Below are 15,291 nucleotides of genomic sequence, written 5' to 3'. Positions count from 1 at the left end.
TTACCGGTGTAGGTCACGCCGAAAGTCGGCACCACGCCGATGGTGTTTTCGTCGCAGGCTTCAATCATGCGTTTCGGGTCCATAAACAACTGACCGGGGCGCATAGGGATCTCACGCAGCTCCACATCCCAGTAGCGGGCGAATTTATGCCAGCAGATTTGTACCGGACCGCACACCAGGTTTGGTTTGTTAGTCGGCTTACCTGCGGCTTCCATACGCTTGCGCCAACGCCATTTCATCGCCATCCCGCCGAGCATACAGGCCTCGGAAGAACCAATGGTGTTGGTGCCAACGGCCTGACCATTTTTCGGCGCAGGCGCATGCCACAGATCGGCAACCATGTTTACGCAACGCAGGTCGATGGCTGCAGATTGCGGATATTCTTCTTTGTCGATCCAGTTTTTGTTAATGGATAAATCCATCAACTTGTGGACATTTTCGTCGTCCCAGGTCTGGCAGAACGTTGCCAGATTCTGACGAGCGTTGCCATCAAGATATAACTCATCATTGATAATCTGGAATGCGACATCATCGCGCATTTCGTGCAGCGGAAATCGTTTTGATTCTGCAATAGTGGAAATAGACTTAGCGCCAAAACGTGAATCGAGTAATTCCGACCTTAAATCCGTTACTTGCTTCTTATCCATTTTAAACTCCTTAAAATGATTGGATCGCATTAAAAAAGTAGGATTTATCGATAAAGTAAGCAAGTGCAAAGGTCTTGTGTTTAAATAACAAAATCCTAATGTTATTTATCGTGAGATATTATGGGAAAAATATATTTACGTTAAAAAACAATAGCGTAGGGTGTTATGGATTGTAGTGTGGTGTTGTATGTCATTATTTTGACGCGCTTTCTAACTCTGGTGAATTATCACATAAAAATTAGCCCTTAAAATATCATTATTAGTACTCGGTTGTTATTTTGAACGCATTCATAAAATTATTATATAAAATAACGTCTGTTGCTAAAACCCCCGCCAACGATATGTTGACGGGGGACGTCATTATTTTGGTAGTAATACTCCGGTAAAGGTATTCACCGGATGAGAAAGATATTGTTTAACCGTAGTGTTAACATTATCTACCGTCATTTGTTTCAATAATTGCTCCTGCGCAGTCCATGCGGCAGGATCGTCATATTGAATAAGACTATTTACAATGGTGTTCGCTAATTGTTGAACGCTACGCTGTTGGATATCGAGGCTGCGCTGAACGTTTTGCTGGTATTCGTTCAGTTCTTGCTTACTGATCCCTTTAGCCAGACGCTTAACCATCACTTCATTCGCTAACGCTAACAGTTCTTCATGCCGTTCTGGTTGACAAGTAAAAGCCAGCAAATGGGTGATATCTTTGGCCTGAGGATCAACCGAGAGGCGAGAAGAAACGCTGTATGCCCCAGATGCCTGTTCACGAATATTAATGCGCAGATCTTTAGCCAGGGCAACGTTAAAGGCATCCAGCGCCATACGTGTCGCCAGATTAATAGGTGTCCGGGAATCATAACGATTCCACAGTGAAACCTGTGCCACAGGTTCATTTTGTTCTTCTACAGTAATCGATGCGTTGTCCGTCGCGCGAGTTAATGGTTTACCTGCGGCTAATGGCGAATCAGAGTGTTTTATTGATCCTAAGTAACGCGTAATTAACGGCAGAAGTTTGTCTTCTGCGACATTACCGACAACGACAAACGTGATATCCGCTGGAGATGAAAATAACTGGCGATCGGCTGCCAGCGCGTCTGCGGCAGTAAATTGTGCAATCTGTTTTTCTTGCAGTAATTTCGTACGGTCATCAGCATAGCGCTTCTCATACATCTGCTGGGCGAATTTCTCTGCTGGACGCTGGTCGAGCGTTTTCAACGCCTGAATTTGAGCATTTTGTAGCGATGCCCAAATATTGTCATTAATCGTGCTGTGAGTGATTCGCTGGTTAATCAACTGGAAACCAGGTTCAGGATTATTAGCCCGCGCGCTCACGGAGAGCAACGTATTCAGCCCACTGACTTTGCTGCTCATGGTTACCGAGTTTTCCGCACTCCAGCGTTTCAGGCTGGAAGAGGAGAGATCACCAACGCCGCTGCCACTCACCGCTTTATTTGCCAGCGAGATAAGTGATTTTTGCTCCGCAGGGAAACTTAAATCACCTTTATTAGATACGGCAATAATTTGTAGCTTTTGCTCTTCACCCGCTGATTTTGCCAGAATAACCCTGGCACCATTAGAAAGTGTTAATGATGTCAGATTCTCAGCCAGCGTTTCTTTACTGCTAATTTCCGCCTGTGGGTCAGCGTCTACTGTTAACGATAAATTTCTGCCTGGGAAGATGTAAGCCGCCAGCTTTTTGTTGGCGTACTCTTTTTCCAGCGCCAGGATAGCCGCAGGAGACAATGCTTTTTTGGCGGCAACTTCATTGTTTACCATTTGCTCCCAAAATGCGTCCTGGTTCTTTCTTAGCTGCTGCCATTTTTCCGCCAGACTTTGCACGGTAATTTGCGACCACAGACGTTTCGAAAGTTGGTATGTCTCTTCCGGCGACAAGAACGGCGTATTATTTAACGAGCTGGACGCCAGGCGACTGGTCAGCATACGTAAATCGCGTTCAGCTTGCTGATCAACCGCATTTTTCAGCCAGGTTAGGCGGGTAGTTTTAACATCGTCGAGTTCTTCAGCAGAAAAACCATGTTGATCGAGGGTTGCCAACTCTGCCATTAATGCATTCGCAGCATCCTGCATATTATTGTCACGTGCATTTACACGGAAAAACAGCGACTGATAATCGGGTGCAATTTTAACGCTGCGCGCAGTGCCACCAGAAATAGTCTTCAATTCGCCCGACTGTATACGTTCCTGCAGACGTTGATTGAACAGCTGAACCAACATGCTCCATTCCGCTTGTTCGATAAAGCTTTGCTCATCGTTTACTTGTACCAGTGGCAGGCGATAATAGAGTGCAATGCCGTTCACCCGGTTTTCTTTATCATTAATAATATTAAAGCGTAGATTGTTTTCTGCTTTTGTCGGCCAGACGCGATTCTCAGCTGCTTTATTAGCCGGGAGCTTACTTAAATTATCCTTTATCAGCGCCAGCGCTTCTTTACTGTCGATATCGCCGACCACAATAAAGGTCATATTATTGGGTTGATACCAGCGTTGATAAAACTGGCGCAATTGTGCCGGTGTGACTGTGGCAACAGTATCCATCAGGCCGATAGGTTCACGGTCTAAATTACGTGTATTTGCCAAAAGAAAAGGGCGGCGCGCCTGAGATGTACGCCATTTCGCATCCTGATATGCACGCCATTCCTCAGTAATTACGCCGCGTTCAGCGTCTACTTCAAGTTTCTCAAAGGTTGCGGCATTACTCCATTCACTGAAGATTGCCATCACTTGTTTCAGATTTTGTTTCTGCGTAGTCGGCAAACTTACTTGGTACACCGTTTCGTCATAGCTGGTATAGGCATTAACATCGCGACCAAAACGCAGGCCCATTGACTCAAATGTTTCGATGACTTTATTACCCGGCCATGTTTTTGTGCCGTTAAACATCATATGTTCTACAAAATGAGCCACACCGCGCTCATTGTCTTCTTCCTGCAATGAACCGGTATGAATTTGCAGCCATAAATTTACCTGATCCTTTGGTTGAGCATGCGGATAAATCATGTATCGCAAGCCATTGTCCAGTTGCCCGGTAATTAACTTTTCATCCTGCGGTAAGGCGGCGGCAATCAGTCGCCCGGGGAGCAACAGAGTTGCCACTAACGTCAGTAAGAAACAGAGGTTTCTCATAATTATCTCCATGCGAAAACCGGGCGAATTTACCCGGTTAAGTAAAATCCGAACTATTAAAATTTCATGCTGACATCAAGCCAGAAAGTACGGCCACTGGCGTAGGTCGCCACGCCGGTATTCGTTGTATCAACAGCGGTTTTGCTATCCAGTACATTGAGAATATCGGCACTGATCGTCAGGTTTTGTTGTTTCAGAAATTGTGGCGTCCAGGACAAGCGGGTGTCCCAGGTCAGGCTGCTATCCAGTTTTTCATCAACATACTGTTTGTAATCTGAATATTCGCTAATGTATTGCGCATTCGTTTTACCGAGGATAATGCGAGCTTTACGCGCTTCTTGCCAGGCCAGCGTATTCGCCCACACCAATCCGCTCGGTTGATGTGTGAAATCCATGTTTAAGGAGATCTTTAATGGATTATTAAAATCTGCCACCGGAACGCTATCGTAAGAAACCAGATTACCGTTATAGACCACCTGGTTATCACCGGTATTGCTCTCCTCATAACCATTGTTCAACGATAAGTTGCCCTTGCTCTTGATATAGCTAAAGACAACTTGCGGGTTAATATCTACCTGGCTGATATGCAGGGGTTCGGCCAGTTCAAAACTGAGGTTGAACGAATGCGTTTTGGTTTTACCGTCGTTGTTATATTCAGTAATGGTGGTTTTAGTCGCGCTGTCGGTACGACTGCTTTTGCTGATTTGATCATGCGCTTCACGGTAAACATAGTTTGCGCGCGCAATAACATTTTTACCGATTTTTTGCTGCAATCCCATTGCCAGTTCATTGTTATAAGGCGTTTTCAAATCCTGATAACGTGTCAGGGTTTTATTGCCTGATACCGATTCCGTCCAGCTATTGCGGATATCACGTAATCCCATATCAAGAATATTCCCGCCATAGTAACGGTTATAACCGGCGGTAATCATTGAGGTTTGATCAGCAAAAATATCCCATTCCGTCATAAAGCGCGGGGAGATATTGTGGTTTGACAGATAGTTGTCATAGTCATACCGCACGCCGGGCATTAACGACACATTACGCCAGTTAATGCGATCCGCCATATACAGCGTGTAATTGTCTATTCCCAGGCTGCCTTTACCTTTATGGTAAATGGTATGGTTAGTTTTCTTTCCGGCAGCATTAATCACATAGGATTCAGACTGGTTATGGCGTTCAGTCCATGCATCGGAATAGATGTATTCCGCGCCGAAGTAGGGTTGATGCGAAACATTACCCACGGCGAATTTTTGCCAGTCAAGGCGTGTTTTGAAGGTGTAATTATCTACAGCCTGGGAAATGTGTCCTAATCCGCCACGGGTGCAACGCCCTGAAATATCACCATATGTACATGAAAGTTCGGTGTACCAGATGTCATGATCGTGACGGGTATAATCACTAATATGATCCCAACCAACGGTGGTACGCAGTTTGGCCCATGCGAGCTGGGTATCCATATCCCATGCCAGACCATAGGATTTATTACCCATTTCGCGATCAGACTCCGGGAAGGTGCTGGTATTATAATCACGGCTGGAGCCGGTATATTTTAAGGTTAAATCGTGGGTAAAGCGGTCGCTGGCAAACCAGGTAAATTTGCTCAATGCAGTATCGATAACGTTTTTATACTGTGCCCTGCCGGCGACAATGCCGTCATTCGAAACATAATCCGCGCGGATGATATCAGACTGGCGGCGCGATAAACCGGCGGTAACGCCAAAGTTATCAGCGAGTTCCTGATTAAACGACAAGGTATAAAAGTTCTTTTTAAAATCTGGAGAGTAATAAGTACTTCCTGAAGAACCTTGATTAAATGCGCTCTTGTTATTCTCATCGATATGCGATGTTAACCAGTCCGAACGCGTAGTGCGATAACCCAGTTTCACGCTGCTATCATCAGCGTTGAAGCGTTTGATCTTTGCATCAATTACCCCGCCATTGAAGCGGCCAAATTCAACCGGCACAAAACTGTCATAAAGCGTCACATTGTCCAGTAAGCTGACATCAAGATAATACCCCTGTGACATCCCGCTAATATTGGTTGCACTACTGGCATCGGACTCATTCGCTGGGTTCAGGTTATTCGTTGCACTAATACCGTCAATCAAATAGGCATTCTGGTAGGGCGACGCACCGTGAATAGAGATTTTCTCCGGGCGAATATCTCCCTGGTTCAATGAGGTACTTTGCGTTGAATCCATGCGTACCGCAGGGTTGGTTCTCAGCAGATCGCTGATATTGCCATTCCCGGTCGGTAAACGCTCGATGCTTTCACTGGTGTAATGCGTGTTGCCGTTTACGGGTACAGGGACAGGAGCATAGACCGTCATCTCTTCAAAAACATGCATGTACATATTTTTGTCATCGACGGCCTGCGCTACATCAGCGCCACATAAAATGACGCCAGGAATAAGAACTCGCTTCATTTATTTATATCTCCGTACAGCAGGGCTTTTATTGTTTTTATATAACCGCGCTAATGTCACAAATATCATCGACCAGGTTCCAGACACCAGGTTGATGTGTGACCATAATGACGCCGCTTGTGGGTAGTTTTTCACGTACTAAACGCAGTAAACGGATAGCCTCTTGTTCCTCAAGATGAGAGGTAGTTTCGTCAAGAAATATCCATTTCGGACGTCGTAAAATTAATCGTGCCAGCGCGATACGTTGTTTTTCGCCGCTGGAAAGAATATCTCCCCAGCGATCGTGATCATGAATACGCGCAGCCAATTTCCCCAGACCAACCTGATGCAGTACTTCGCTCAACGATTTATCGTCTACGGACAGGGGAAGTGATTTACAAATAATCTCTTTCAGTAAGCCGGTTTTGATTAACGGTGTTTGTGACACATACCAACTGTCAGCAGGAGAAGAAATATCACCTTTAAACCACGGCCAGCAGTGGGATAATGTTTTAAGCAGTGTGGTTTTTCCCGCACCAGAGTAACCTTTCAGCAATAGCCATTTGCCTGGCGAAACATGAAAGTTCAGGTTCTCTAATATGATCTTATTATCAGGAGTACGAATACTCGCGTCAGCCACTTGTACCGCATGTTGGCAATTTTTAGGCTTATTCGTAGGGCGCTGTTCGGTGAGTTGATGGAACTCATACAAGCGATCGATAACCGCAGCCAGTTCAGCAAGTTCATCATATTTATAAATAAACCAGCTTAAATTGTTCGATACCAGCATAAATGCCTGGCGTGATTTCATCAGTCCGCCCAGATTGATCTGTCCGCTAATAAACTGCGGCAATAACAGAAAGTAGGGAAGAACGCTAAGCGAGCGCGAATAAATATTCTGCCAGTAATCAAGCCACCGCTGGCGATTCATTAAACGATGCCAGTTCTCTTTAATGATATGAAAATTTTCGCTCAACTCCTGGCGTTGTAGAGATTCAGCATTGCTTAGCGCAATCAGTTCTGCCTGCTTATTATGCTGCACAAGATTAGTTCGAAATGTCGCTTCGCTACGTTGTTTTTCCACATTAAGCGGACGAATACGTTTACCAACCTTATGGGTAAATAAAGTTCCACCGATCACAATGAGCACGACGGTATAGACCATATACCCCTGGATATTCCATTCTGTTCCACTAACAGTGAATGAGAGCGTACCCGCGCTTTGCCAAAGAATAACGGTAAAGGTGATCAGCATGCTCAGTGACTGGATGAAACCAAATGAAAGGCTGAGCGTTTTGCTGATCAGTAAGAGAATGTCTTCAGCGATACGTTGGTCAGGGTTATCTGTATTTTTATGCTCGCTGTAGATCTGCGTGAAGTAGTAGTTTTTATCTGCAAACCAGCGATTAAGGTAGTAATCCGTTAACCATTCGCGCCAGCGAATAGTCAGTAGTTTAATTAGCCACGTTTTGTTTACGGATATTAATACAAAGATCCCCAGCAGGGCAGGGAACCAAAGGATAAGCTGCCAAAGCTTATCAGTTTCTTTCTGGCTTAGCGCATTGAAAAAATCATTATTCCAGTCGTTTAACCAGACCTGAATTTTAACCACGCCAAGGATCATGGCGAGGATAATAATGATTAACAACACTGAAGTTTTATTATTCTTACGCAGCCAAAAGGGCTTCAGCAGACAGAGATACTTTGCTATCAACATACAAAACGTAATGGGAATGGTTATCATTAGCGGAAATTGATTGTGCCATCCAATGATTATCTATGGCAATGATTTACTGATGAAATTTATTTAAGTATCATTTAACAATATGAAATATAAAGAAATATTTCATTTTCAGTGGTTATGGTTATGCTATTGATAATCAAGGATATTGCTAATACCCTGACGCATACCAAGTAAGCCAGGATTTTCGCAAGGGAAGATGATGATGACGAAACACCCGACAGGAATTTATGTCGGGTGCCTTGTTAAGGTCATAAGAAGGAGGCTAAGACTGGAGCTAAGAGGGAGCGTTATTAATTATTCTCCATTTGTCTTGCAACATCCATAATGTGGTAAAGCGGTACTCTGTTCTTAGCTAACTCCACCATGGCGTTCATATAAGGCACCATGGTTGAAAAAAGGATTTTATAACCTTCACAAAAATAGGAAACAGTCTCATTGTTTACTTTAGTAACACGATGCTTAGGACAACCGCCATTGCAGATAGGTTTATATACACATTGCTGACATTTCGCTGAAATCTGTTTTTTTTGCGCTGTCAGTTGAACACTATTCATCGTTTTGAGTTCAGATTTATTAATGTTTCCAATTTTGTACTGTGGATAGACAAAATGGTCGCATTCGTAAATGTCTCCATTACTTTCAACAACCAGATTATCCTTGCAGGACTCCTGGAAAATACAACTGGTATGCCCATTCCCCAAAAAACGGTTGACAAAGCTTTCAAACTGACGGATGAAAATTTCACCCACATCGTTTTTAACCCATTGCATAAAAATGGTTGACATAAACTTGCCATAAGCCGTGGGAGGCACAGAAAAATCAATGATACGAAATGTGTTCTCACTATGACCACTGAAATCAATATTCGGCGTCCCGGTTTCGAGCAATTCGATAAATTGCATATGTTTACTGCCGATAGATTTTAAAAAATGATAAACCTCAAGAGGGTAATGGACATTAACGTTATTAATGACGGTTAACGTATTAAACTCTACTTGATATGATTTCAGACGCTCGATGGCTGCTATCACTTTTGCAAAGGTACCGTTACCTGAATTACTGCGTCTGTAATGGTCATGTAGCTCCTGGGGTCCATCGATCGAGATACCAACCAGAAACTCATGTTCTTTGAGAAAGGCACACCATTCATTATTCAATAAAATGCCATTCGTTTGTAATGCATTAAAAATACGTTTTTGGCCTGCATAGCGTTGTTGATAGTGAATAACTTTACGGAAAAAATCCAGGCCAGCCAGAGTGGGTTCACCACCTTGCCAGGTAAAATAGACCTGATTGCCAGACGCTGCGATATATTGTTTGATGAACTCTTTCAGAGTGCTGTCATCCATCCATTTTTCATGAGTAAACTGCGACTCTTTTTCAAGATAAAAGCAGTAATCACATTTGAGATTACATTGAAAACTGGAGGGCTTGGCTGTAACGTGCATCGCTATCTCGCTCAATAAGGCGGCGGAAAAATCCGCCGCATGAAGGTTTAGTTATTTCGCTTCGCTTAGTGCTTTCTTGATATTGTTAAACTTCTCCTGATTTACCTCGCTAAGCGGTGGCTGGCTGTTGTCGATAAACTCTCTTACCACGCCTTGCATCTCTTTAACGACCTGCGGATTGGCGGCAGCAAGGTTATCTTTTTGCTGTAGATCCGTCAGTTTGTATAGACCTAACTGATTATTTTCTACTGTATAGACAAGCGAATAATCGTTATTTCTCACCGTATAAGAGAATTGGCTTAAGTCCTCGGTGTTGGGGTTATGCGGGTAATCGTCTGACTGATGGCGGACAAATTTGTGGTAATTATCCCAGAATGGAATATTTTCCTCATCAAACCAGTGAGAATAAGATGTTATCCATGTCAGATTTTTATGTGGCTCACCTTGTTTCTTATCTTGCAACCAGGGCAGCAATGAAACACCATCCAATTTTAGCTCTTTTGGAATGCTGATATCGGCTGCATCAAGAGCTGTCGGGTAGAAATCCATTGCGGAAATCAGCTTGTCATAATTACCGGGCTGAAGTTTTCCTTTCCACCACATAAACATTGGTGTATGGGTACCGCCAGGATAAGTCTGGCTCTTATAGCCTTTTTGCGCTCCGTTCAGCGGCAGAGGACCATCGATAACTGCACCATTATCGGAGGTAAATAGAATAATTGTATTGTCATACTGTCCGTTTTTCTTTAGTTGTTCAAGAATGCGTTTTACGCCCTGATCAACAGAATAAACGGAAGCGTAGTAGTTATCTGCTGTTTGGCTACCGGTATTAAATTGCTTCTGATATTGCTCTGGTGCAGGGTTGTCGTTTGGCAGGTGCGGAGCATTATAAGCCAGGTAAAGCATAAAAGGCTGGTCAAGTGTTTTAGCACGATCAACAACGCCAATTGCCTCATCGGTTAACTGATCGCTGATATAACCTTTTGCGGGGACGCGCTCACGATTTTTGAACAGAGAAGGGGAGTTATAATATGCCGTTCCTGCAGCGTGGAATCCCATAAAGTAATCAAAACCACGGTTTTGAGGTTGCCATTCTTCCGCAGAAAATGTGGTGAAGTTGTCATGATAGTCACGCGTTTGTTTATCTTCTGGTACTGGCACATTACTGATTTTTGACAAGTGCCATTTACCTACTGCTGCAGTGTAATAACCATGATTCTGGAATAATTCAGGCAAGAAAGTTTCTGTCAGCGGAATACCATCCTGAGCATCAGTATTGGAGTACACACCAAAACGAGCGGGCGCTCGACCGGTCATTATTGCGGCGCGGGAGGGACCGGAAACCCCGTGCGCCACATAGCCGTTAGTAAAACGTACACCTTCATCCATTAACGAAAGCAGTGTTGGCGTCGATTTTGATGCAGCTTCAATGGCTTTATCTATCCCTATTTTGTAGGTATCGACAACTTCACGATTTTCCATTGTTTTTGGGTCAAAAGAACCCTTATCAAAAGGAAGTTGTCCATAACCCAGATCATCCATGGTCAGTACGATGATATTTGGCTTTCCTTTAGTGCTGTATTCAGTCGGCGTAAAGTCTGAGAAAGCAACGTTTGTTTTAGTTGCTTTCAGCTTTACATCATCTGCCGCATGAGCGGTAAATGCAGCCATACCAGATGCCAGTATCAAAGATATCGAGGTACTTACGACACTTTTCTTCAATGCAGACTTCATAAATGTTCCTCTTCTTATTGTACTTAATTCCAAAGTAATTTTACGAAGAGAAATAAGATGATGTAAGTGAAGTGAGTCACATAAAGAGATAGCAGATTTGGCTAAAAAAAGAGAAACAACAGTCTAAAAAGCGTTGACATTGCTTTCTGTTGAGCCAAGTAATTTCTCAATGCTAAATATCTAACTAATTGATATTTAGTGTATTTATGTGTTTTGATGGCAATTTATTGCATTGGGATCATAAATAAATATGAAACAGATTATTTAGATACATAAATATGTGATGTATATCACCAATTCTCATCTTGAAATACAATTCGTAACGACAGATTGGGGCAGGTAATAGCTGCCCCTTTAATTCTTACTTAGCGTTTGTAGTTGACTATACGTGAGCGAATAATCAATTAGCCAAAGCATTCATCGTGTTGCCCGTGTTCATATTCGTGTGCCTTTGACAACGGTACTCCTTTGAAACTCTCTTTGGACTGTTGCCGAAATGTTTGCGGAAAGCATAAATAAAATAAGATGTACTGGCATAACCACATTTTTCGGCAATTTTATTGACTGAACCTTCTACGCGTATCAAATTTTTTGCGTGTTGCATTCTGGCATCTAAAAGAATTTGTGAGAATGTCGTTTGCTCTTGCTTTAGTTTTTTCTTCAGCAGGCTTTCACTAATATACAGGCAATCACAAATATCTTTTAGTTTCCATGGGTGTGCCAGCTTCATATTGACAATGTTTCTCACTTTCCCTGATACGGATAGCACACCGTTAGTTAATAGTGTAATGAAACCTTTGCATGCGGCAAAAATAGACAGGCAAGAAAAAAGCAAAAGTTCTGAAAAATTATGATGATTGCGTTCTTCCGAGTTGAGATAAGCAATCATTTCATTAAGCAATCCAGTCGGTACATTTGAAGCACGTAAAAACTTCGCAGGAACAGGCACCGTCACTGTCTGGATGTTAGTGCATTGTAGATATTTTTTAATGGTATTTTCATTAAATCCGATTTCTTTAAAATGCCGCTCATAAGGTTCAAAATGCGTACGAACAGCGTTATCTACCATCAAGATCTCGCCGTCAGAGAAGGCGTAATCTTTATCTAAAATGTTAGCGTTGAAGGCATGATGAATAAATATAACAGAACAAACGAGCGACATTTTATCTCCTTAAAACAATAAAGTTTTTATCGATACTTTTTTAACATTTCATATTTATAATTTGCTGTTTATTTTCAGTCTTGCAAACTATTGATAATGAAATGTGTAAGATCTCTTGCAATGCGACCCATTTCTGAAATATCCAGCTGATCAATTGCCGAAAAAATGGCTATCAACGTAAGTGTCAGTAATAAGACAACCACAATTACAGACATGATTTCTTTATAGTTGTCTCTTTGCGTGATTTTGTTTTTCACTGTGGTCGCATGCATTTCAAATATGTTTATTTAGCGGATAACGTTAAAAATCGTTAATCAGTATGCTTAATATAACAGGCTGGAAAAAAGAGGAAATAGGACTGGTGCTTCAGTACTGAGCGGAGTTTCTTACAGCTGTAGGCGGAGGTATATATCTTATAGCGAGCAGTTTAATTTAGCACATGTGAGTAAATTGCGCGACAATGGTCAATGAGGAATTCTTCTGCTGTGCGGATGACAGCAGAAGAAATGAGGAGGCGAATTAATTTGATGGTTCTAATTCAACCGGAATACTTTTATAGCCAGGAATGCCACTTAATGGATCGTGGTTATCAAGTGTTAGCATGTGATTCGATTCTGGAAAATAGGTCACCAGTGAGCGGTCAGCCATAGGGTAAATGACCACTTTTAATCTATCCATGCGGCGTGAGCTGCGCTTACCGTCTGGCGTAAGCGCAATAAGATTAACTCTTTCGCCGTTTTTTACACCGCAAACTTTAGCTTGTTTAGCACTCATGAAGACCACATCTCGTTGACCGAATACCCCTCGATAGCGGTCATCCATACCATAAATCGTCGTATTGTACTGATCGTGACTGCGCACTGTCGCCATGACCAGCTTACTGTTAAACGCCGAAGAGGGATCTTCTAACAACCCTTTACTGGTAATAAAATTAGCCTTACCTGACGACGTCAGCCAGCGCCTTTCAGCAGCTGCGTTTATCAGGTGAAAACCACCAGGATGGCGGATGCGCTGGTTATAGTCGGCGAACTCTGGCAGCACAGCTTCAATGTCATTGCGAATGCGATCATAATCTTCCACCAGATGCTCCCAGGCCACCACGCTCTGGGGGAGCGCTGCCTGCGCGATTCCCGCGACCACAGCACACTCTGATTTCAGCATGACACCTGCGGGTTTTAACACGCCACGCGAGGCATGAATCATTGACATTGAATCCTCAACGGTTACCGCCTGCGCACCGCTTTTTTGCATGTCAATCTCGCTACGTCCCAGAACCGGCAGAATATAGCTATGCCGTGCAGTCAGCAGATGTGAGCGGTTAAGCTTTGTGGCAACGTGTACCGCCAGATCTAATTGCGTTAACGGTACAGCGCTCGCTTCCCGATCTGGCATTGCCAGTGCAAAGTTGCCCCCCATGCAGATCAATGCTCGAGCTTGCCCCGTACATATTGCTTGCATGCTGGCGATTGCAGCATGTCCAGGTGCATGAGGTGGGGTGAAGCCATAGCGCTCACCCAGGCGAGCCAGAAACTCTGCAGACGGTTTCTCGGTGATACCGACGGTTCGGTCGCCCTGTACATTAGAGTGACCACGTAGTGGGCAGATACCCGCACCAGGCTTGCCAATGTTACCCTTCATCAACAGCAGATTGACAAGTTGCTGTACGTTCTGGGTACCATGTTCGTGCTGAGTGATCCCCATTCCGTAACAGATAATGGTTCGTTCGGCAGCGGCATATGCATCAGCAAGTTCGGCGATTTGTGTCTGACTTAGTCCAGAAATACGTTCGATATCTTTCCACTCGGAATTGAGAACGTCACGGCGTAGCTCGTCAAAGCCGACGGTATGCGTTTGAATGAATTCGTCATCCAGCAATGAGGGCCGACCCGCAGCACTTGCAGCATCATCGCGCTCAATTAACAGGCGCATCATCCCCTTTAGCAACGCCATATCGCCACCAATGCGCACATTATAGTAAGCACTAGCCAATTGAGTCTCGGAGTTCGTCAGCATTTCAAACGGGTTCTGTGGTGCGGTAAATCGCTCCAGGCCACGCTCCTGCAGAGGATTGATGGCAATCATTTTCGCTCCCCGTTTCACTAAAGCGCGCAACGAAGTCAGCATGCGAGGGTGGTTTGTACCAGGGTTATGCCCAATGCAAATGACTAAATCGCATTTCTCAAAGTCTTCCAGTAACACGGTCCCTTTACCCACGCCGATACTCGCTGCCAAACCTACGCTGGTCGGTTCATGGCACATGTTTGAGCAGTCGGGAAAGTTATTGGTACCGTATTCACGGGCAAAAAGCTGATAAAGAAAGGCAGCTTCATTGGAAGTGCGGCCCGAAGTATAGAATTCAACCTGATTTGGATCACTATAACTTTGAAGACGTGCGCCAATTTCGTCGAAAGCTTGTTGCCAGCTTAATGGCTGGTAACAGTCGCTGACGGCATCATATTTCAAAGGTTGAGTGAGACGCCCCGCAGCCTCGAGTTCGTGATCTCCCCAGGTAAGTAATGATTGAACCGTATTCTCAGCGAAAAAAGAGGCATTCACCTGCTTATCGGTGACTTCCCAGGCGATTGCTTTTGCGCCGTTTTCACAAATGTCGAATGACGCGCTGTGCTTAGGATCTGGCCATGCACATCCTGGACAGTCAAAGCCTTCTGGCTTATTCATGTCAAACATGGCAATCACTTCCTGGCGTATATCCATCTGCTTACGGACTGCATTCGCTACAGATTTGACAGCCCCCCAACCACCGGCAGCTCCCTGGTAGGATTCAATTTTTTTCTTCATCAGCTTATCCTGTGTGGAAATGAATTATTAGGATTTGTAATAGCGATGATGCGCAGTATATATAATGGGTTTATCGGCCATTTGGATATATGAGAGTAGGGGGCTACTCTCATTCTATTTTTAACTCATTATCGTCACATAACAGAATAGTATAAATGCGATAAGTTAAGCATCATCTCTCATAGTCTTTAAGTTAACATACTTT

10 protein-coding genes are annotated in these 15,291 nt (G+C 43.8%); 1 reads left to right on the top strand and 9 read right to left on the bottom strand.

Annotated elements, in window-relative coordinates:
- From BEB54_RS25055 to BEB54_RS25040, 4 genes are all read right to left on the bottom strand, one after another.
- On the bottom strand, positions 1-647 hold a 647-nt coding region (locus tag BEB54_RS25055), incomplete at its 3' end, for a pyridoxal-dependent decarboxylase (protein ID WP_236943080.1).
- Between the two features lie 360 nt (positions 648-1,007).
- A complete protein-coding gene (locus BEB54_RS25050; protein ID WP_170881797.1) occupies positions 1,008-3,791 on the bottom strand; it encodes a M16 family metallopeptidase in 2,784 nt (927 codons plus the stop codon).
- A 56-nt stretch (positions 3,792-3,847) separates the two neighbouring features.
- Entirely contained in the window at positions 3,848-6,220 is a 2,373-nt protein-coding gene (locus tag BEB54_RS25045) for a TonB-dependent receptor plug domain-containing protein (protein WP_088542358.1), read from the bottom strand.
- A gap of 37 nt (positions 6,221-6,257) precedes the next feature.
- On the bottom strand, positions 6,258-7,943 hold the full coding sequence (locus BEB54_RS25040; protein WP_105277023.1) for an ABC transporter ATP-binding protein/permease: 1,686 nt from the start codon (positions 7,941-7,943) through the stop codon (positions 6,258-6,260).
- Between the two features lie 202 nt (positions 7,944-8,145).
- Between BEB54_RS25040 and BEB54_RS28730 the strand changes: the two genes are divergently transcribed.
- Positions 8,146-8,268, top strand: coding sequence for a hypothetical protein (locus tag BEB54_RS28730; protein WP_123008810.1), 123 nt, complete (start codon positions 8,146-8,148; stop codon positions 8,266-8,268).
- Here BEB54_RS28730 and BEB54_RS25035 read toward each other — a convergent pair.
- From BEB54_RS25035 to ydeP, 5 genes are all read right to left on the bottom strand, one after another.
- A complete protein-coding gene (locus BEB54_RS25035) occupies positions 8,234-9,391 on the bottom strand; it encodes an anaerobic sulfatase maturase (RefSeq protein WP_105282311.1) in 1,158 nt (385 codons plus the stop codon). The genes BEB54_RS28730 and BEB54_RS25035 overlap by 35 nt on opposite strands.
- A 51-nt stretch (positions 9,392-9,442) precedes the next feature.
- A complete protein-coding gene (locus BEB54_RS25030) occupies positions 9,443-11,125 on the bottom strand; it encodes a sulfatase-like hydrolase/transferase (RefSeq protein ID WP_105277021.1) in 1,683 nt (560 codons plus the stop codon).
- A 400-nt stretch (positions 11,126-11,525) separates the two neighbouring features.
- Positions 11,526-12,287 carry an acid stress response transcriptional regulator YdeO gene (gene ydeO, locus BEB54_RS25025; RefSeq protein WP_032303032.1) on the bottom strand — a complete coding sequence of 254 codons (762 nt, stop codon included), beginning with the start codon at positions 12,285-12,287 and terminating at the stop codon, positions 11,526-11,528.
- A 74-nt stretch (positions 12,288-12,361) separates the two neighbouring features.
- On the bottom strand, positions 12,362-12,559 hold the full coding sequence (gene safA / locus BEB54_RS25020; RefSeq protein ID WP_085458752.1) for a two-component system connector SafA: 198 nt from the start codon (positions 12,557-12,559) through the stop codon (positions 12,362-12,364).
- A gap of 247 nt (positions 12,560-12,806) precedes the next feature.
- Entirely contained in the window at positions 12,807-15,086 is a 2,280-nt protein-coding gene (ydeP, locus tag BEB54_RS25015; RefSeq protein WP_000726741.1) for an acid resistance putative oxidoreductase YdeP, read from the bottom strand.
- Positions 15,087-15,291 lie beyond the last annotated feature (205 nt).

This window comes from Escherichia sp. MOD1-EC6021, assembly GCF_002965245.1.
In the GTDB taxonomy this organism is placed as follows: Bacteria; Pseudomonadota; Gammaproteobacteria; order Enterobacterales; family Enterobacteriaceae; genus Escherichia; species Escherichia coli_F.
This window is presented reverse-complemented; position numbering and strand designations above follow the sequence as displayed.

What these genes read in the sequence shown, in the direction of transcription:
- BEB54_RS25035 (WP_105282311.1), bottom strand. Translation starts at nt 9,391, where the DNA reads ATGCACGTTACAGCCAAGCCCTCCAGTTTTCAATGTAATCTCAAATGT.
- safA (WP_085458752.1), bottom strand. Translation starts at nt 12,559, where the DNA reads ATGCATGCGACCACAGTGAAAAACAAAATCACGCAAAGAGACAACTAT.
- BEB54_RS25045 (WP_088542358.1), bottom strand. Translation starts at nt 6,220, where the DNA reads ATGAAGCGAGTTCTTATTCCTGGCGTCATTTTATGTGGCGCTGATGTA.
- BEB54_RS25030 (WP_105277021.1), bottom strand. Translation starts at nt 11,125, where the DNA reads ATGAAGTCTGCATTGAAGAAAAGTGTCGTAAGTACCTCGATATCTTTG.
- BEB54_RS28730 (WP_123008810.1), top strand. Translation starts at nt 8,146, where the DNA reads ATGACGAAACACCCGACAGGAATTTATGTCGGGTGCCTTGTTAAGGTC.
- BEB54_RS25040 (WP_105277023.1), bottom strand. Translation starts at nt 7,943, where the DNA reads ATGATAACCATTCCCATTACGTTTTGTATGTTGATAGCAAAGTATCTC.
- BEB54_RS25050 (WP_170881797.1), bottom strand. Translation starts at nt 3,791, where the DNA reads ATGAGAAACCTCTGTTTCTTACTGACGTTAGTGGCAACTCTGTTGCTC.
- ydeP (WP_000726741.1), bottom strand. Translation starts at nt 15,086, where the DNA reads ATGAAGAAAAAAATTGAATCCTACCAGGGAGCTGCCGGTGGTTGGGGG.
- ydeO (WP_032303032.1), bottom strand. Translation starts at nt 12,287, where the DNA reads ATGTCGCTCGTTTGTTCTGTTATATTTATTCATCATGCCTTCAACGCT.